Source organism: Natronococcus sp. JC468 (assembly GCF_012163165.1).
Classification (GTDB): domain Archaea; phylum Halobacteriota; class Halobacteria; order Halobacteriales; family Natrialbaceae; genus Natronococcus; species Natronococcus jeotgali.
The window spans coordinates 1-17,950 of record NZ_JAAVUO010000002.1; the positions used below are offsets into that span (position 1 = coordinate 1).

Below are 17,950 nucleotides of genomic sequence, written 5' to 3' on the forward strand. Positions count from 1 at the left end.
CTGGATGGGAAGGCCCCGTTGACAGGGCTGTACCCGTTGCAATGCACGTCCTCGGTCACAATTGGACGGCTCCCGTCGAAGGGTCACGCGAAAGCGTACTTGAACCCCGAGGAAACACGGAACCTCAAACTCCACGTCGTGGAATCCTCGCCCTTTAGGGCGGGGGGATGTCAACTCCTCGCAGCCCGACTTTCACTGTCCCGCCCGCGCGGAGCTTTTCCCGCCAGACGACGTACCGGCACGTATGGACGAACGGCACGGACGACGACCGACGGGGAGGAACGGGCGATGACGGGATCGCACGAGGTCACCCTCGAGTGGCCCGACGGCCGAACCGAGACGGTGGCCGTCGAGCCCCGGGAGACGGTACTCGACGCGGCCCTGCGCGAGGGGATTCGCCTTCCCTCCGACTGCCGAAAGGGAACCTGCACGGCCTGCGTCGGGCGGGTGATCGCGCTCGAGGACGAAGCGGGCGACGGGCGGCCACACGCCGCGGACGCCGTCGACTACCGGCGGCCGCCGCGGGCGCTCGAGGAATCCGATCGGGCCGACGGCTACGCGCTGTTGTGTATCGCCCACCCTCGAGCCGACTGCCGAATCGAGGTCGGTCCGATGGTTCGCAGCGAGCTGGGCGACAGTCCCTGGGGATAGTTCCCCCGGCCGAACCGCCGGGGCAGACTTATCCCTGTGCTCGAGGTAGCCCCTCTCATGAGTGATGCTGACACACCTGACGACGTCGAGCCGAGCCACGATCACGAGCATCACGGCCACGAGGGACCGGGCTATGCGACCCCGCAGGCTGCCCTCGAGGAGAGCGAGCGGGAGGAACTCGCCTACGTGATGAGCCTCTACACCGGGACCGATATCGACGAACCCGACTTCGTCGCCGTCGTCGACCTCGATCCCGACTCCGAGACCTACTGCGAGATCGTCGACCGCGTCGAGATGCCCGAGAAGGGCGACGAACTCCACCACTTCGGGTGGAACGCCTGCTCGTCGTCGTGTCACGTCGAGGGCCTCGAGCGCCGGCACCTGATCGTCCCCGGCCAGCGGTCCTCTCGCATCCACGTCGTCGACACGAAGGATCGCAGAAATCCCGAACTGGTCGAGGTGATCGAGCCCGAGGACGTCTTCGAGTACGATCTCTCGGCGCCCCACACGGTCCACTGCGTGCCCGAGGGGAAGATCATCGTCAGCATGCTCGGCGATGCCGACGGCGAACTCCCGGGCGGCTTCCTCGAGCTGAACCACGACTTCGAGATCGAGGGGCGCTGGGAGCCGCCGGGCGAGATCGAGATGAACTACGACTACTGGTACCAGCCCCGGCAGAACGTGATGGTCTCGACGGAGTGGGCCGCCCCGAAGACCTACTACCCGGGGTTCGACCTCGAGGACGTCGAGGACGGGAAGTACGGCCGACGAATCCACTTCTGGGACTGGGAGAACGGAACCGTCGAGCAGACGATCGATCTGGGCGAGGAGGGCCAGATTCCCCTCGAAGTTCGATTTCTCCACACGCCCGAGTCGACCCACGGCTTCGTCGGCGCCGCGCTCTCCTCGAACATCTTCCACTTCTGGCGCGATCGGGACGGGGAGTACCGCGCCGAGAAGGCGATCGACTTCGAGGCCCGCGAGCACGAGGACTGGGACATGCCCGTGCCGGGGCTGACGACCGACATCCTGCTCTCGATGGACGACCGCTACCTGTTCGGCTCGAACTGGCTTCACGGCGAGCTGTGGATGTACGACGTCTCCGATCCCGCGAACCCGCGGCGGGCCGACTCGCTGTCGGTTGGTGGAACCTTCGGCGACGTGCAGGCGGTCCAGGGTCGCGAACTCGCGGCCGGGCCGCAGATGCTCCAGCTCAGCCTCGACGGCGAGCGCCTGTACTGGACGACCTCGCTGTTCTCCACGTGGGACGACCAGTTCTACCCTGAAGAATCGGAGCGAGGATCGGTGATGCTGAAGGCCGACGTCGATCCGCGCAACGGCACCCTCGAGCTCGACGAGGACTTCCTGGTCGACTGGGGCGAGTGTCCGGCTGGCCCGGCCCGCGCCCACGAGATCCGCTGGCCCGACGGCGACTGCACCAGCGACGTCTGGCAGTGACCGAGACGTACGCCGTCACGCTCGAGCGAACCGACGGCTCCCGCAGGACGATCGAGGTCGGCGCCGACGAGACGGTGCTCGAGGCGAGCGAACGAACCGACCGAACGGTTCCGTTCGGCTGTCGAACCGGGGCCTGTGGAACCTGCGCGGGACGCCTGCTCGAGGTCAGCCGAGCGAAAGCGGAGAGCGACGACGAGTCGGCAGCCGAACCGACCGACGATCCCGACGCCGCAGCCGCTTTCGCGTACCGCCGCGAACCGCGGGCGCTGAAACCGCGCCACCGGGAGGCGGGGTACGTCCTGCTGTGTATCGCGACCCCGCGAGCGGACTGCCGGGTTGCCGTCGGCTCTCGAGCCCGAAGCGGCCTCGTCGATAATCCCTGGAAATAACGGGAGTCGTTCGCTCGAGTGCGCTCCGCGAACGACGTCAGTAACGTTAACGGAGCCGCGGCGTAACCCTCGAGCAACGAATGCCCCTCGCCGACGAGAACGCGGACAACCCCTACCTCCGGGAGCCGCCGACCGACTTCGAGCCGCTCGGGGACGTCTCCGAAGCGGAGGCGGAGCGACAGGTCGCGCTGCTCCGGGAGGCCATCCGCGAGCACGACCGCCGGTACTACGTCGAGAACGAACCCCTCGTCGCTGACCGAACGTACGACGCGCTGTTCGCCCGCCTGCGGGAGCTCGAGGACGCCTTCGACCTCGCCAGTCCCGACAGCCCGACCAGCGGCGTCGGCGGCGAGCCCATCGAGGCCTTCGAGACGGTCGAGCACGTCGCGCCGATGCTCTCGATCGAGCAAAGCGGCGAGCCGGAGGACGTGCGGGACTTCGACTCACGCGTGCGACGGGAGGTCGGCGACGTCGACTACGTCTGCGAGCCCAAGTTCGACGGCGTCTCGATGGAGTTCGTCTACGAGGACGGCCGCCTCGAGCGCGCCGTGACCCGCGGCGACGGCCGCGAGGGCGACGACGTGACGAAAAACGCCCGCACGATCGGTTCCGTTCCGCAGAAGCTGCACGGCGACCACCCCGACTTTCTGGCCGTACGGGGCGAGGTCTACATGCCCAAGGACGCCTTCCAGGCGCACAACCGCGAACGGATCGAGCGCGGCGAGGAACCGTTCGCCAACCCCCGCAACGCGACTGCGGGGACGATCCGCCAGCTCGACCCCTCGGTGGTCGCCGAGCGCCCCCTTGAGGTCTTCTACTTCGACGTGCTCGAGGCGAGCGAGCTCGCCGACAGCCACCGCGAGGAGCTCGAGCACTTTCCCGACTGGGGGCTGCGCGTGAACGAGCGCGTGGAGGTCGTCGACAATATCGACGGTGCCATCGACTACCGCGACCGTCTGCTCGAGGCCCGCGACGATCTAGACTACGAGATCGACGGCACCGTGATCAAGGTCGACGACCGCGAGGCTCGCGAGGAACTCGGGCGGACGGCGCGACACGACCGCTACGCGTTCGCCTACAAGTTCCCCGCCCGCGCGGAGGTGACCCCGATCGTCGACGTGGCGGTCCAGATCGGTCGCACCGGTCGGGTCACGCCCGTCGCCCTGCTCGAGCCCGTCGACGTCGGCGGCGTCACCGTCTCGCGGGCGAGCCTGCACAACCCCGAGGAGATCGCCGCAAAGAACGTCGACGTCGGCGACACCGTCCGCGTCCAGCGCGCGGGCGACGTGATCCCCTACGTCGAGGAGGTCGTGGAGAAGGGAGCGGAGAACGACCCCGAAAGTCACTACGAGCTGCCCGAGCACTGTCCCGTCTGTGACAGCGCCATCGAGCGCGACGGCCCGATGGCGTTCTGTACGGGCGGGCTGGCGTGTGACGCCCAGCTCCGCCGATCCATCGAGTACTACGCGAGCGACGACGGGCTCGACCTCGAGGGGCTGGGGGAGAAGAGCGTCCGCCAGCTCGTCGACACCGGCCTCCTGGAATCGGTCGCGGACCTCTACGAACTCGAGCGCGACGAGCTGACCGCCCTCGAGGGATGGGGCGAAACGAGCGCCGAAAATCTGCTCGCCGAGATTGACTCGAGTCGGGAGCCCCCGCTCGCCGACTTCCTCTCGGCGCTGGGCATCCCCCACGTCGGGCCGACGACCGCCCGCGAGCTGGCCCGCGAGTTCGGCACCTTCGACGCCGTCCGCGAGGCCGCGGAGAACGATCCCGAATCGCTCGAGGACGTCGACGACGTCGGCGAGACCGTCGCCGAGCAGATCCACGACTTCTTCGCCAGCGAGGCCAACGCCGCTGCCGTCGACGCCATCCTCGAGCACGTCTCGCCTCGAGAAACGGAGCTCGAGTCCGGCGGCGACGAACTCGAGGGACTGACGTTCGTCTTCACGGGCTCGCTCGAGGACCTAACCCGCAGCGAGGCCCAGGAGATCGTCGAGGCCCGCGGCGGGTCGGCGACGGGCAGCGTCTCGGGGAACACGGACTACCTCGTCATCGGCGACAGTCCCGGCCAGACGAAGCTCGACGACGCCGAAGCCGAGGACGTGCCGGTGCTCGAGGAAGAGGAGTTCCGGGAACTGCTCGCGGAGAAGGGAATCGACCTCGAGTAGCGTTACCAGTAGAGAGTAGCTTGATTTCGTTATTCGGAGCGTCGTGTGAAACTCGCGCTACGTACAGGAGAACTCCATATTACTTCGGACCATTCACTCCTTCTGCGGTGGCGCGCGCTGGCGAGCAGTTCGAGCAGCGGCGAGAACTGCTCGTCGACACTGCGCGAGGGATGAGTGAGCGCAGCGAGCGAATCGGCTGGGGAGGGCGTGGCGATCCCCTGTGTGTCCGTGCGAGCAGAACCTGCTCTCGAAGTGAGTACCGCGAAAGCCCCTGGCCCGCTCGAGGGCTGCGACTCGCTGCGCGCTTCCTTCGCTTCGCTCAGTCCAGTGCTTGCTTCGCCTTGCTCCTCGAGCGGGCCAGCCCCTTTCAGTCCCACCCGATGGTGGTTGGCCCGGCCTATAGACTCGACGCCGGACGTTCCGTTCGCCGACCTATGTAACGGTTCGACCAGTTCAGATCCGCGACCCAGCGAACAAAAAACGGAGTACCGACGTCAGTTACGCCTCCGCGGGGAGCCGCTCCGCGATCGATCGAACCGCCTCGAGCCCCTGCACCTCGCCCTCCCGTTCCGGAAGCGTGACGACCTCGAGGTCGGGAAACGTCTCGCGGATCTCGGCCACGCGCTCGGCGTGTCGCTCGTACCGCGACCGACAGCGCGAACAGCCCTCGTCGGGATCCTCGAAGACGCGGTTCACGACGAGGCGATCGACCCGGACCCCCGCCTCCCGGAGCTTCTCGACGAGGCGCTCGGATTCGGCGATGGCCATTCCCTCGGGCGCGAGGACGACCCGGAACTCCGTGCGCTCGGCGTCGAGCAACAGCTCTCGAGCGCGCTCGAGGCGGTCCCGAAACGCCTCGAGGTCGGCCCCGCCGTCGCTCCCTCCGAACATCGACATCGGGCCCAGCACCGCCGAGCGGGCCGCGGTGCCGATCCGTCGGGCCTGTCCGCGAAGCGAGCCCAGCATCTCGAGGAACGGTCCCGCGACCGCGGGCGTGTCGAACAGCCGCAGCGTGTGGCCCGTCGGCGCGGTGTCGAAGACCACGACGTCCCAGTCGCCCGAGTCGACGTACTCCACCAGGAGGTCGAGCGCGGCGATCTCGTCGCCGCCCGCGGGCGTCCCCGCGGCGAAGATCCGCTCGACCTCCTCGTCGCCGAGCCGGATGCCCGCGCTGCGCAGGTCGGCGGCGAGCGCCCTCGCGAGGGCCTCGTAGCGCTCCTGGCGCGTCTCGGGGTCGATCTCGGCCGCCCAGAGGGCGGCGTTCTCCTCGAGGCCGGACGCTCCCGCCGAGTCGGTCTCGAGGACGGGGTCGCCCTCCAGTTCGAGCGTGCGGGGCTCGGGACCGAGGTCGGTCTCGAGGGAGTCTGACAGCGAGTGGGCGGGATCGGTCGAGACGAGCAGCGTCCGCCGCCCCAAATCGGCGAGGCGGATGCCCGTCGCGGCCGCGCAGGTGGTCTTGCCGACGCCGCCCTTGCCGCCGTAGAAGATGCAGTCGGTCATTCGATCTCAGTGACGGGTATCGGCGACGGATACCTAAGTTCCCCGTCACGGCGCCGTGACGGTCTCGAGATCGAACAGCTTCGAAGGCCGCGGTTCGTCTCAGAGGTCGACGCGATCGAACCGGTAGAGCGCGACGACGACGGGGACGACGGTCCAGAACACGAGGATCAGGAGCGCGAACCAGTCCTGCAGGAAGAAGGGGAGTTCGCCGCCGAACATCTGCGCGTCGAGTTCGGACTGAAGCTGGATGGTGTCGACGTCGGTGACCAGCGTCAGGACCCGTCCGTACGCCTCGCCGGGATCGAGGTTGATGACGAAGTACGCCCACTCGGGGAGGCGCTCGACGGTAACCTCCTGGCCCTGAAACTCCGTGGTGTAGGAGACGGTGTCGAAAAAGAGCACCTCCCGGTCGGCCAGCAGCCTGAACGCCGTCGAGAGGGAGTTCCAGACGACGTAGAACAGCACGAACACGCCGAACATGGCCGCGCCGGCGATCGTCGTCGAGCGGGTTAGCGAGGACAGCGCGACGGCGATGCTGGTGTAGGCGATCCCATAGACGATCGAGACTCCCAGCAGTCCGACGTAGTCGACGACGTCGAACCCGCCCATGAGGGCGGCGACCACGACGGCCGCGAGGGCGAACCCGAGGGTCAGCGACAGCGACAGCACCGCGGAGCGCCCGATCAGCTTTCCGAGCAGGACGTCTTTCCGGGAGTGGGGCAGCGAGAGCAGGATTTTGATGCTGCCGCTCTCGCGCTCGCCGGCGATGGCCTTCCAGCCAAGCACCAGCGCGATCAGCGGGATGATCAGCCGCGTGATCTCGCTGACGAAGCCGACGAGGACGTCCGTCGTCGCGCCCTGGGCCGCGAGGTCCTCGCCGAAGTAGGCGACGGCCCCGGTAGTCGCGACGAGGAGGGTGAAAAAGAAGACGCTCAGTCCCCAGAACAGCCACGATCGAACCGCATCCTGGAAGTCCTTCTTCGCGACGGCGCCGACGCTCTCGGGGTTGATCGAGCTCGAGGGCGCGGTCGTGCCGCGGTCGGCAGTCTCGGCGCTCATCTGGCGTTCACCTCCGTCGTGTACGACCGGAAGACGTCGTCGAGCGACGCCTCCGACGTCGAGAAGTCACGCACCTCGAGTCCCTGGCGCTCGAGCGCCGAGAGGACGTCGGTCTTCGAGCCGTCGACGCGGATCACGAGCGTCGGCGGTGCCTCGTTCTCGACGGTTACCTCGGAGACGTCGGGCAGCGACCGCACGGAACGAATCGCCTCGTCGTCGATCCGATCGACGGTCACGCGCAACACGGTACCGTCGCTGACCGACTCTCGCAGGCCCGCGACGGAGTCGACGGCGACCATCTCGCCGTCCCGGAGGATGCCGACCCGATCGCAGACCGACTCGACCTGCTCCATGATGTGGCTCGAGAAGAAAACCGTCGCGCCGCGCTCGTTCTCCTCGCGGACGATCTCGCGCATCTCGCGGGCGCCGTTAGGATCGAGTCCCGTCGAGGGCTCGTCGAGGATCAACAGGTCGGGCTCGCCGACCAGGGCCATCGCGAGCATGAGCCGCTGGGCCATCCCCTTCGAGTAGCCCCCGGCCTTCTTGTCGATCGCGTCGGCGATCCCCACGCGCTCGAGCAGCCGTTCGGGGTCGGCGTCGACCCCCTTCGAGTCGATTGCGAACTCGAGGTGCTGGCGGGCGGTGAGCCGGTCGTAGGTCCGATACCCCTCGGGAAGGACCCCGGTTCGCGCTCGGATCTCGCGGCTGTGGGTCTGTGCGTCGAGTCCGAGCACCTCGACCCGTCCCGCCGTCGGGCGGACGAAGTCCAGGAGGACGTTGATCGTCGTCGACTTGCCGGCCCCGTTCGGACCGAGAAAGCCGAACACCTCGCCCTCGTCGACCTCGAAGGAGAGATCGTCGAGCGCGAGGGTCTGACCGTAGGACTTGGTCAGCCCATCGACCGTGATAGCGGGCATGGTTGGTGGCGGTGTGAAGACACCGTCGACCGATAAGGATTGCCACTCGGGTGTAATATCTAAACGAATTTTTGTGGAAATTAGGTTCCCTATATCGGATCGTCGGGATCGTACCGGTCCGCGGTTCGGTCGACCTCCGTCGCGTACCGTTCGCGGGTCTCCTCGTCGGAGACGGCCTCGAGCTGGTCGGGCGAGAGTTCCTTCGCGGCCGTTACTCCCGACGCGGCCGACGCCGCCAGCTCCCGGCGGTAGACCGACTCGCCGTCGGGCGTCGCGTACGTCAGCGTCACCAGTCCCTTGTCGTCGTACTCGCGTTCGACCAGCCAGCAGCGGATCGTCTCGGTCATACTCCGACCTGGCGGGCCCACCACCGAGAATGTACCGCGTTCGAGCCGACCGTCGGCTCGGGGTGACCGCGGACCGGAGCGGCGGGTGCGCCCTCCGCGAGGAGTCAACCTGAAACCCCTCGCCGCCGTAAGCCCGCCGATGAACGCCGAGGGGGTTCGCGAGCGCGCGACGTCGCTGCCGCGGGAGCCGGGCGTCTACCAGTTTCGTGCCGAGGGAACGACGCTGTACGTCGGGAAGGCGGTCGACCTCCGGAACCGGGTTCGATCCTACGCCGACCCGCGCAGCGCCCGCATCCGTCGAATGGTCGACCGCGCCGACGGGATCGAAATCGCCGTCACCGACACCGAGACGCAGGCCCTGTTGCTCGAGGCGAACCTCATCAAGCGCCACCAGCCCCGGTACAACGTCCGGCTGAAGGACGACAAATCGTACCCGATGGTCCAGCTGACCGACCACCCGGCGCCGCGGATCGAGATCACCCGCGACCCCGCCGAGTCCGCGACCGTCTTCGGTCCCTACACGAACAAACGACAGGTCGAGACGGTCGTGAAGGCCCTGCGGGAGACCTACGGCGTCCGGGGGTGTTCGGACCACAAGTACTCCGGCCGGGAACGGCCCTGTCTGGACTACGAGATGGGGCTCTGTACGGCGCCGTGTACCCGCGAGATCGACCTCGAGAGTTACGTCGAGGACGTCACCGCCGTCGAGCGCTTTCTCGAGGGCGAGACGGGAATTCTCGCGGACCCGCTGCGCCGCGAGATGGAGGCCGCCGCCCAGGACAAGAACTTCGAGCGCGCGGCGAACCTGCGGGACCGCCTCGAGACCGTCGAGGCGTTCCACGGCGAGGGCGGCGAGGCCGTCCAGTCGACGGGCGACGAGCGGGCCGTCGACGTCCTCGGGGTGGCGATCGAGGGCGAGGACGCGACGGTCGCCCGTCTGCGAGCCGAGAGCGGGAAGCTCGTCGATCGGGACCGACACACCCTCGAGGCGCCCACGGGTGACCCCGCCGCGGACGCCCCCGAGTCGGGCGGGGTCCCCGCCGTCCTCGCGGCCTTCCTCGTCCAGTACTACGCCGAGCGGGAGCTGCCCGACGCCCTCCTCCTTCCCGAGCGCCACGGCGACGGGGAGGTCGCGGCCTGGCTCGAGACCGAGGGCGTCGCCGTGCGGGTCCCCGGCGCGGGTCGCGAGGCGAAGCTCGTCGACCTCGCGCTGAAAAACGCCCGGCGCAACGTCGGCGGGCGCGACGAGTGCGCCATGCTCGCCGACGCCCTCGAGATCGAGTCGGCCGAGCGGATCGAGGGGTTCGACGTCAGCCACGCCCAGGGGAAAGCCGCCGTGGGCAGCGACGTCGCCTTCGTCGACGGCAGCGCCGAAAAGGCCGACTACCGCCGGAAGAAGCTGACCGACGAGAACGACGACTACGCGAACATGCGGGCGCTGCTCGAGTGGCGGGCCCGTCGGGCCGTCGAGGGCCGGGACGACCGCCCCGATCCCGACCTGCTGTTGATCGACGGCGGCGAGGGACAGCTCGAGGCCGCCCGCGACGCGCTCGCCGAGGTCGGCTGGGACGTGCCCGCCGTCGCGCTCGCGAAGGCCGAAGAGCGGGTCGTGACGCCCGACCGCGAGTTCTCCTGGCCCGACGACGCACCCCACCTGCACCACCTCCAGCGGGTCCGCGACGAGGCCCACCGCTTCGCGGTCCAATACCACCAGACGATCCGCGACGACGTCTCGACGGTGTTAGACGACGTTCCCGGAATCGGTCCCGAGACCCGAAAGCGGCTGCTCGGTCGCTTCGGCAGCGTCGAGAACGTCCGCGAGGCGAGCCCGGAGGACCTCCGGAGCGTCGCCGGCGTCGGCGAAAAGACCGCCCGAACCATCGCCGAGCGACTGTGATCGATCGCGGCGAAGCCCTCGAGCGGCGAACGGTCCGCCGATCCGACCGATGCACAGGGCTTTCCGTCGCGGCGCCCTCTACACGTCCGTGCCAACCGACGACGAGATCGACGACCTGCTCGATGATCTCGACAGCCACGGCGACCTCGAGGCGGCGGAACAGCGACTGTCGATCCGCATGGAGAAACGACGGTACGGGAAACCGGTGACGATCGTCGAGGGGTTCGACCTGCCGCCCTCGGAGGTCACGTCGATCGCCTCCGACCTCAAATCCTCGCTGGGAACCGGCGGTACCGTCGACGAGGGACGCATCGAACTCCAGGGCGACCACCGCGACCGCGTCCCCGACCTGCTCGACGAGCGCGGCTTCGACGTCGAAGCGTAACCCCAGTTGTACCGGTCCAACTCGAGTTGCGAGTAACTCTTTGTCCCTTGCTACCGTAGCACGCGCTATGGAGATCCGACCCGCCGCGACCGACGACCGCGAATCGCTTCGCCGGATCGCTCGCGAGACCTGGCACGACACCTATGAGGAACTCTCCGACGAGACCATCGACGAGACCATCGACGACTGGTACGGCGACGAGGAACTCGAGCGAGCGCTCTCTGAGCCGGGAACGGCCGTCCTCGTCGCCGAGGACGACGGCGAGGTCGTCGGGTTCGCACACGGCGTCGTCCAGGGCGAGGAGGGGGACGTGTTGCGGATGTACGTCCGCCCCGCCCGCCAGCGTGAGGGGATCGGCACGGCGCTGCACGAGCGACTCCGCGAGGACCTCGAGGACTTCAACATGTCGCTCATGCGGGCGATCGATCTCGCCTCCAACGAGGGCGGCCGCGAGTTCTACGAGGGGCTCGGCTTCGAGCGAACCGGCGACGGCGAGGTAGAGATCGGCGGCGAGTCCCGCCGGGAGGTGGTGTACACGCTCGAGCTGTAGCCGTCCGCCTCGAGTGTTTAAAAGGAGCCTTGCATACTCACCGGACGGATGGAAGTAGCCGGTCAGCATGAGGGTGTGAAGACCTCGCACAATGAGCACGAAAGCGCCCACGGAAGGGGACATCCTCCGACCGATCAAGAACACGACGACGAGGTACTTCATCCTGTTCGGCGTCGCCGGCCTGGCGCTGCTGTTGTTTCTGCTCGGCTGGGGCTACCAGCTCGCGGAGGGGCTGATCGTCACCGGGCTCGCCGACTGGGGGACCGGCGGCGGGGTCACCTGGGGAGTCTACATCGGCGCGTTCATCTGGTGGGTCGGCATCGCCCACGGTGGGATCATCCTCTCCGCGGCGGTCCGGCTGCTCGGCATGGAGCGGTACATGCCCGTCGCCCGGATGGCCGAACTGCTGACGCTCGCCGGCCTCTCGGCGGCCGGCTTTTTCATCCTCGTTCACATGGGTCGTCCCGATCGGATGGTTACGAGCGTGCTGGGCCACTACCACATTACCGTTCACGGCTCGCCGCTGGTGTGGGACGTGACCGTCATCACGGCCTACTTCGTGCTGACGGCAACGTACCTCGGACTCACCCTCCGGTACGACGTGAGCCGCCTCCGCGGTGACCTTCCGGATCAACTCGGGCCGATCTACACGGTCCTGACGCTTGGCTACTCCGAGCAGGAGGACGAGATCGTCCAGCGGATGGTCTGGTGGCTCGCGCTCGCGATCATCATCATGGCGCCGCTGTTGCTCCACGGGGGCGTGATCCCGTGGCTGTTCGCCGTGTTGCCCACGTACCCCACCTGGTTCGGCGGCGTCCAGGGACCGCAGTTTCTCACGATCGCGCTCACCTCGGCGATCAGCGGCGTGATACTCGTCGCGGCCAGCTTCCGTCGGGCGTACGACTGGGATCACATCATCACGGACGATGTCTTCCGCGGACTCTTGCTGTGGCTCGGCTTCTTCTGTCTGCTCTTTCTCTGGCTCCAGCTCCAGCAGAACGTAACCGGGCTGTTCAAACCCCCGGTCGACACGGAGATCGCGGCGGAGGCGCGGCTGCACCACCCCCTCTATCTCGGCGCGCTGGGACTGGTCTTTCTGGTACTTACGTACATCTTCGCGCAGACGATCCGTCCGGCGCTGTTCTCCAGGGGCCGGGCCATCGTCGCGGGCGTGCTGGTCCTCCTCGCGACGCTGACCGAGAAGGTGCTGTTCGTCGTCGAGGGCTTTTTCCACCCCACCTTCGAGATCTACGCGGCCACGCCCGGAACCTACTTCCCGAGTCTGATCGAGTTCGCCTCGATCACGGGAACGATCGGAATGGTGACGCTGTTTTTCCTCTCGGTCGCGAAGGTCGTTCCGGTCGTCGAGCTCCACGCGATCGAACACCTGCGGGGCGACGACCACGAGTAGCGTCGACCGTTTTCGCCCGAGACGCCGTCGATTCGCTTCGCGATCGGAGTAAGCAGTCACCAGCAACTATTTACCCGACCATACTAAACCTCTTTTTAGACATGGCTAAACCTCCGGCCGACCGTCGCCGTCCCGCGAGTGAGATTCCGTGAACGAGTTCCTGCGGGTCCTCCTCGAGTCGCTTCGGGACGGCTACGTACAGGTGAGCGCGTTCGTCGCCGTCACGGTCCTCGCGTTTGCGCTCGTCCAGTACCGTACCGACGGCGCCCTCCTCGGAGCGATCGAGGACAACGAACGACTGCAGGTGCTGTTCGGCGGTCTCCTCGGACTCACGCCCGGCTGCGGCGGCGCGATCGTCGTCATGCCGCTGTACGTCCGCGGGACGGTCAGCTTCGGAACCGTCGTCGCGACGCTTGGCGCCACCGCGGGCGACTCGGCGTTCGTCATCCTCGCGCTCGCGCCCGAGGCCGCGGCGTACGCCTACGGGGTCGCCTTCGTCGCCTCCGTCGCGACCGGCTACCTCGTCGACTCCGTCGGACTCGGCGTGGCTCGAGTCGACGCCGCCGTCGCGACGCTCTCGCCGGCGCGACCGGACGGTGGCACCGCGGTCGCCGGCGGCGTTCGACCGAATCCCGCTCACGACTACGGGGGTCCCGCGCCGACCCACGCTCACGAGTCGGGGCCGGATCGACGCTCTCGAGTGTTGACACCGCTCTCGCACGGGCTCCACCTCGCGTGGTGGGTGACCGCCCTCGCCGGGCTGGTGCTGGGATCGCTGTACCTGCTTCGGGGCGGTCCCGAGGTCGACATCGCCGTCGGTCTCGGGTTTGACGGCCTGTTCACCGTCGCGGGCGTCGTCGGCGCCGCGCTATCGGTGTACCTCTACCTGGTCGGTCGCCACTACGTCGGCGAAGGGGAGATCGCTCGTGCGCGGGACAACTTCGGGTCGGTGTACGACACGCTCACGCACGCGGCGATGGAGACGAGCTTCGTCACGGTCTGGGTGCTCGTCGCCTTCCTCGTCTACGAGTACGCCGTCCTCCTCACCGGGATCAACGTCGCCACGGTCGCCGCGGCCGCGGGCGCGCTGGCGCCGATCGGCGGGGCTGCCGTGGGACTGATCCCCGGCTGCGGCCCGCAGATCCTGCTCGCCAGCGTCTACGCCGAGGGCGGGTTGCCGTTCTCGGCGCTGACGGCCAACGCGATCGCCCAGGACGGCGACGCCCTGTTCCCGCTGCTGGCCGTCGACGCGAAGGCCGCCGTCGTCGCCACGATCTACAACTTCCTGCCCGCGGTCGTCGTCGGCGTCGCGCTCCACTTGCTGTGGGGCCCCGTCCTCGGGATGGCGGAGTTCGGATTCGGCGTCCTCTGAGTCGCGGTCGCTCGAGAGCGTCCGCTCAGAACTCCTCGGCCGGCGGGGCGATCCCCTCGTCGTCGCCGCCCTCGAGGGCGAACTCCTCGCGCACCTCTCTGATTCGGTCCCGGATGTCCGCCGCCAGTTCGAACTCGAGGTTCCCCGCGGCTTCCTCCATGCGATCCTCGAGTTCGGCGACGTAGCGGGCGGCCTCCTCGTCGTCAGCGATCTCGCGGCCCGAGAACTCCGCCGTGTCGGTCTCGCTTCCGGGCAGGTTCGTCTCGCCGATTTCCTTCTCGATGGTCGTCGGCTCGAGCCCGTGTTCCTCGTTGTACTCCCGCTGAATCTTGCGGCGCCGTCGCGTCTCCGCGATGGCCGACTCCATCGCCTTCGAGGGGTCGTCGGCGTAGAGGACGACCTCGCCGTTGACGTTGCGGGCGGCCCGTCCCATTGTCTGGACGAGCATCGTCTCCGACCGGAGAAAGCCCTCCTGATCGGCGTCTAAGATCCCCACGAGCGAGACCTCGGGGATGTCCAGCCCCTCCCGCAGGAGGTTGATGCCGACGAGCACGTCGATCTCGCCCAACCGCAGGGAGCGGATGATCTCGTGGCGCTCGAGGGTGTCCGTCTCGTCGTGCATGTAGGCGACATCGACGCCGGCCTCCTCGAGGTACTCGGTCAGGTCCTCGGCCATCCGCTTGGTGAGCGTCGTCACCAGCGTCCGTTCGTCGCGTTCGATCCGCTCGTCGATGCGGTCCATCAGGTCGTCGATCTGGCCGCTGGCGGGCGAGACCTCGATCTCGGGGTCGACGAGGTGGGTCGGGCGAACGATCTGTTCGACGATCCGCTCGCTGTGCTCGCGCTCGTAGTCGCCCGGCGTCGCCGAAACGTACAGCGTCTGGTCGGTCTTCTCCTCGAACTCCTCGAAGGTCAGCGGACGGTTGTCGTACGCCGTCGGCAGCCGGAACCCGTTCTCGACCAGTGAGTCCTTTCGGGACTTGTCGCCCTCGTACTGGCCCTTGATCTGGGGTAGCGTCTGGTGGGACTCGTCGACGACGGTGAGAAAGTCCTCCGGGAAGTAATCGAGCAAGGTGTAAGGTGCCTCGCCCGACTCCCGATCCGAGAGGTAGACCGAGTAGTTCTCGATGCCCGAACAGTAGCCCGTCTCCTGCATCATCTCGAGATCGAAGGTGGTTCGCTCCTCGATGCGCTGGGCCGCGAGCATGTCGCCCTGGCGCTCGAAGTAGGAGATCCGGCTGTCGAGGTCGTCGCGGATCTCGTCCATCGCACGCTCGAGTTTCGTCTCGGGGATCGAGTAGTGCTCCGCCGGGTGGACGAGGACGGCCCGTTGCTCGCCCTGGGTCTTGCCCTCGAGCGGGTCGACTTTGACCATGCGGTCGATCTCGTCGCCCCACAGCTCGACGCGGACGGCGTAGCGGCCGTACATCGGGTAGATCTCGACCGTGTCACCCCGCACGCGGAAGGTGCCCTGCGTGAAGTCGACGTCGTTGCGCTCGTAGTTCAGATCGACCAGCCGCGCCAGCAACTCGTCGCGTCCGACCTCCTCGCCGACCTCGAGGCGCATCGACATGTCGACGTAGTTCCGGGGATCGCCGAGCCCGTAGATCGCCGACACCGAAGCGACGACGATGACGTCCTCGCGGGTCAGCAGCGACCGGGTCGCCGAGTGGCGCAGGCGGTCGATCTCGTCGTTGATCGAGGCGTCCTTGTCGATGTAGGTGTCGGTCTGTTCGACGTAGGCCTCGGGCTGGTAGTAGTCGTAGTAGGAGACGAAGTACTCGACGGCGTTGTCGGGAAAGAGGTTCCGGAACTCCTCGTAGAGCTGGGCCGCCAGCGTCTTGTTGTGGGCGATGACCAGCGTCGGCTTCTGGATCTCCTCGATCGTCCAGGAGACGGTGTTGGTCTTGCCCGACCCCGTCACTCCGAGCAGGGTCTGTTTGTCCATCCCGGAGCGAAAGCCGTCGGCGAGTTGTTCGATCGCCTCGGGCTGATCGCCCGCGGGGTCGAACGGCGCGTCGACCTCGAACGGTCGGTCGACGTCGGGACGGTCCGGCTGGAGGGGCCCTCGAGTGTCACTCATCGTCGGTATCAGGGACTCGAGACACTTGACGCGCTCGCATGCGGTGGCGAGCGCGGGCTCGAATTCACCGGTTCCAGACCGGTCGTTCACCGCACGCCCGCGAGAGGGGACACGGCGGGCGTCCGAGCGACGCCGTCGAGGTCCCCTCAACAGTCGTGATCCGCCGCCATCTGGGCGGCGTCGGTCGTCGCCTCGGCTGTCTGCTTCGTATCGTTTTCCGTCCGTTTTTGCTCCTCGGCCGCGTCCATCTGGTCGTCCGATCCTCCTTCGTCGGCTGGCTCGTCCTCGCCGTTCCCGTCGCCGGGTGCGTCCTCCGGGGGGTGGTCCTCCTCCGGCCCGTCGACGGCCAGTTCGACGGTGAAGTCGCGGTCGGTCACCCCCTCGGGGGGTTCGAGGTACCCGATCGCGTACCCGGTGTAGACCGTTCCCGACTCGAGCGAGACGTCGAAGGAGGCGACCTCGGTCTCCTCGCCGGCGGGACGGATCGAGAGCGCGTACTCCCCGGCGGGGACCGCGAGGTACTCGGAGACATCGCCGAAGGAAACGCCCTCGACGAGCGGCGCGTCGTCAGCGTAGACGTCGACCGCGGGGGCGTCGGGGGAGAAGTGCGCGACGCGGACGAACGCCGACTCGTCCGCGGCGTCCTTGGGAAGCGGATCGGCGTCGACGAGCACCTCCGGCCGGAACGTTTCCGCACCGAGTTCCCCGATCGCTGCGACGGTATAGCGCCCCTCCCCGACGTCGACCTCGCCCTCGAACGCGACGGTCTCAGGATCGTCCGCGGCCGCGATGGCGACGGTGTACGTCCCCGGCTCGAGTTCCAGGTACGGGGAGATCGTTCCGTAGGCCACGTCCGCGAGCACCTGCTCGCCGTCGACGAGGACGTCGACGTTCGGCGCGTCCGGCGAGAAGTGCGCGATGCGAACCGCGGCTGCGGTATCGTCGGAGTCGGTCGCGGCGTCGTCGTCCGCCGGCCGCTCGTCATCCGTGTGCTCACCCTGTGCGAAGACAGCGCCGCTGGCGATGCTCAACCCACCCGCTACACCGACTACTTTCAGGGCCGTACGTCGTGATACTGATTCGGACATTGCAACCGTAAAGGGGTACCTCTGGCACAAAACCCCGACAGTCAGTAGCCGTAATTCTCCCGTCGTTTCCTCGGGAACCGTTCGGTGTACGGACGTCCTACGAGAGAAACGGTACCGCCCGATGCGACGAGCGCGCTCGATCGTCGCCCGCCCTTCATAGCGGGGCTGGTGTCTGGCCAACCGTTATGGGACGGCTCGTCGTGGCGTCGAATATGGCTCAGGAACTGAAGCAGGTACGCGACGAACTGGAAAAGGCGGCGAAAGTGGCCGACGACGACGGCCTCCGAGACGACATCCGCGAGCACGTCGACGCCTTCGAAGACTACACCGTCGGCGATCAGAGCCCGGATCACGCGCTCATGGACGAGCACCTGAACGGGATGCGACAGCTCAGCGATCGCGCCGAGAACGATACGAAAGACCACCTCGACAGCGCCCTCGAGACCGCCGAGGAGTACCGGAAAGGGCTCGACCAGGCCTGACCTACTGTTCTCGCGGCGTTCGGTCCGTAGCGTCGACGGCGGTGTCGGTCCCGCCGAGCAGGTCCTCGAACCCGTAATGTTCGAAACGCCGAGAGCACGGCCTGGGTCGCGTTCCGGGCGCCGTCCTCACCGGCGAAGTTCGCTCGCTGTTCGACGGGCTGAGAGAAGGGGCGGCGCTCCGTACGCCGTT

16 protein-coding genes are annotated in these 17,950 nt (G+C 67.6%); 10 read left to right on the plus strand and 6 right to left on the minus strand.

All coding sequences use genetic code 11. The features are described from left to right. Positions 1-288 precede the first annotated feature (288 nt). The 4 genes from GWG54_RS01470 (at position 289) to ligA (ending at position 4,669) form a co-directional block, all read left to right on the plus strand. Positions 289-651, plus strand: coding sequence for a 2Fe-2S iron-sulfur cluster-binding protein (locus tag GWG54_RS01470; RefSeq protein ID WP_167936090.1), 363 nt, complete (start codon positions 289-291; stop codon positions 649-651). 57 nt (positions 652-708) lie between these two features. Beyond that, positions 709-2,109 carry a selenium-binding protein SBP56-related protein gene (locus tag GWG54_RS01475; RefSeq protein ID WP_167936091.1) on the plus strand — a complete coding sequence of 467 codons (1,401 nt, stop codon included), beginning with the start codon at positions 709-711 and terminating at the stop codon, positions 2,107-2,109. Continuing rightward, positions 2,106-2,498 carry a 2Fe-2S iron-sulfur cluster-binding protein gene (locus tag GWG54_RS01480; RefSeq protein ID WP_167936092.1) on the plus strand — a complete coding sequence of 131 codons (393 nt, stop codon included), beginning with the start codon at positions 2,106-2,108 and terminating at the stop codon, positions 2,496-2,498. Before GWG54_RS01475 ends, GWG54_RS01480 begins: the two co-directional genes overlap by 4 nt. Before the next feature lie 80 nt (positions 2,499-2,578). Next, on the plus strand, positions 2,579-4,669 hold the full coding sequence (ligA, locus tag GWG54_RS01485) for an NAD-dependent DNA ligase LigA (RefSeq protein WP_167936093.1): 2,091 nt from the start codon (positions 2,579-2,581) through the stop codon (positions 4,667-4,669). A gap of 498 nt (positions 4,670-5,167) precedes the next feature. Here ligA and GWG54_RS01490 read toward each other — a convergent pair whose 3' ends face one another. From GWG54_RS01490 to GWG54_RS01505, 4 genes are all read right to left on the minus strand, one after another. Further along, on the minus strand, positions 5,168-6,169 hold the full coding sequence (locus GWG54_RS01490) for a TRC40/GET3/ArsA family transport-energizing ATPase (protein ID WP_167936094.1): 1,002 nt from the start codon (positions 6,167-6,169) through the stop codon (positions 5,168-5,170). A gap of 99 nt (positions 6,170-6,268) precedes the next feature. Beyond that, positions 6,269-7,228: an ABC transporter permease gene (locus GWG54_RS01495; RefSeq protein ID WP_167936095.1), complete on the minus strand. Its 960-nt coding sequence runs from the start codon at positions 7,226-7,228 to the stop codon at positions 6,269-6,271. After that, positions 7,225-8,145, minus strand: coding sequence for an ABC transporter ATP-binding protein (locus GWG54_RS01500; protein ID WP_167936096.1), 921 nt, complete (start codon positions 8,143-8,145; stop codon positions 7,225-7,227). Before GWG54_RS01500 ends, GWG54_RS01495 begins: the two co-directional genes overlap by 4 nt. Before the next feature lie 89 nt (positions 8,146-8,234). Beyond that, complete coding sequence (locus tag GWG54_RS01505) at positions 8,235-8,492, minus strand: hypothetical protein (protein ID WP_167936097.1); 258 nt, start codon at positions 8,490-8,492, stop codon at positions 8,235-8,237. A 139-nt stretch (positions 8,493-8,631) separates the two neighbouring features. On the opposite strand from GWG54_RS01505, the gene GWG54_RS01510 reads away from it, so the two are divergent. The 5 genes from GWG54_RS01510 (at position 8,632) to GWG54_RS01530 (ending at position 14,107) form a co-directional block, all read left to right on the plus strand. Continuing rightward, positions 8,632-10,389 carry an excinuclease ABC subunit C gene (locus GWG54_RS01510; RefSeq protein ID WP_167936098.1) on the plus strand — a complete coding sequence of 586 codons (1,758 nt, stop codon included), beginning with the start codon at positions 8,632-8,634 and terminating at the stop codon, positions 10,387-10,389. A gap of 88 nt (positions 10,390-10,477) precedes the next feature. Beyond that, positions 10,478-10,774 carry a translation initiation factor gene (locus tag GWG54_RS01515; RefSeq protein WP_167936099.1) on the plus strand — a complete coding sequence of 99 codons (297 nt, stop codon included), beginning with the start codon at positions 10,478-10,480 and terminating at the stop codon, positions 10,772-10,774. 67 nt (positions 10,775-10,841) lie between these two features. Continuing rightward, the gene (locus GWG54_RS01520; RefSeq protein ID WP_167936100.1) at positions 10,842-11,324 is read left to right on the plus strand and encodes a GNAT family N-acetyltransferase; all 483 of its coding nucleotides are present in this window, start codon (positions 10,842-10,844) and stop codon (positions 11,322-11,324) included. 91 nt (positions 11,325-11,415) lie between these two features. After that, on the plus strand, positions 11,416-12,735 hold the full coding sequence (gene nrfD, locus GWG54_RS01525; RefSeq protein WP_167936101.1) for an NrfD/PsrC family molybdoenzyme membrane anchor subunit: 1,320 nt from the start codon (positions 11,416-11,418) through the stop codon (positions 12,733-12,735). Positions 12,736-12,883: 148 nt separating this feature from the next. Next, positions 12,884-14,107, plus strand: a complete 1,224-nt coding sequence (locus GWG54_RS01530) for a putative manganese transporter (RefSeq protein WP_167936102.1) — start codon at positions 12,884-12,886, stop codon at positions 14,105-14,107. Between the two features lie 25 nt (positions 14,108-14,132). On the opposite strand, the gene uvrB is transcribed toward GWG54_RS01530, so the two are convergent. Together uvrB and GWG54_RS01540 are read right to left on the minus strand one after the other, a co-directional pair. Beyond that, a complete protein-coding gene (uvrB, locus tag GWG54_RS01535) occupies positions 14,133-16,190 on the minus strand; it encodes an excinuclease ABC subunit UvrB (RefSeq protein ID WP_167936103.1) in 2,058 nt (685 codons plus the stop codon). A gap of 146 nt (positions 16,191-16,336) precedes the next feature. Further along, complete coding sequence (locus GWG54_RS01540; protein ID WP_167936104.1) at positions 16,337-17,221, minus strand: DUF4397 domain-containing protein; 885 nt, start codon at positions 17,219-17,221, stop codon at positions 16,337-16,339. A 269-nt stretch (positions 17,222-17,490) separates the two neighbouring features. Here GWG54_RS01540 and GWG54_RS01545 point away from each other — a divergent pair, with 269 nt between their 5' ends. Further along, entirely contained in the window at positions 17,491-17,760 is a 270-nt protein-coding gene (locus tag GWG54_RS01545; protein ID WP_209438213.1) for a hypothetical protein, read from the plus strand. Positions 17,761-17,950 lie beyond the last annotated feature (190 nt).

Excerpts from the sequence above, each read along its gene's own strand:
- GWG54_RS01470 (WP_167936090.1), top strand. The coding sequence starts at position 289 with ATGACGGGATCGCACGAGGTCACCCTCGAGTGGCCCGACGGCCGAACC.
- GWG54_RS01475 (WP_167936091.1), top strand. The coding sequence starts at position 709 with ATGAGTGATGCTGACACACCTGACGACGTCGAGCCGAGCCACGATCAC.
- ligA (WP_167936093.1), top strand. The coding sequence starts at position 2,579 with ATGCCCCTCGCCGACGAGAACGCGGACAACCCCTACCTCCGGGAGCCG.
- GWG54_RS01490 (WP_167936094.1), bottom strand. The coding sequence starts at position 6,169 with ATGACCGACTGCATCTTCTACGGCGGCAAGGGCGGCGTCGGCAAGACC.
- GWG54_RS01495 (WP_167936095.1), bottom strand. The coding sequence starts at position 7,228 with ATGAGCGCCGAGACTGCCGACCGCGGCACGACCGCGCCCTCGAGCTCG.
- GWG54_RS01500 (WP_167936096.1), bottom strand. The coding sequence starts at position 8,145 with ATGCCCGCTATCACGGTCGATGGGCTGACCAAGTCCTACGGTCAGACC.
- GWG54_RS01505 (WP_167936097.1), bottom strand. The coding sequence starts at position 8,492 with ATGACCGAGACGATCCGCTGCTGGCTGGTCGAACGCGAGTACGACGAC.
- GWG54_RS01510 (WP_167936098.1), top strand. The coding sequence starts at position 8,632 with ATGAACGCCGAGGGGGTTCGCGAGCGCGCGACGTCGCTGCCGCGGGAG.
- GWG54_RS01520 (WP_167936100.1), top strand. The coding sequence starts at position 10,842 with ATGGAGATCCGACCCGCCGCGACCGACGACCGCGAATCGCTTCGCCGG.
- nrfD (WP_167936101.1), top strand. The coding sequence starts at position 11,416 with ATGAGCACGAAAGCGCCCACGGAAGGGGACATCCTCCGACCGATCAAG.
- uvrB (WP_167936103.1), bottom strand. The coding sequence starts at position 16,190 with ATGAGTGACACTCGAGGGCCCCTCCAGCCGGACCGTCCCGACGTCGAC.
- GWG54_RS01545 (WP_209438213.1), top strand. The coding sequence starts at position 17,491 with ATGGCTCAGGAACTGAAGCAGGTACGCGACGAACTGGAAAAGGCGGCG.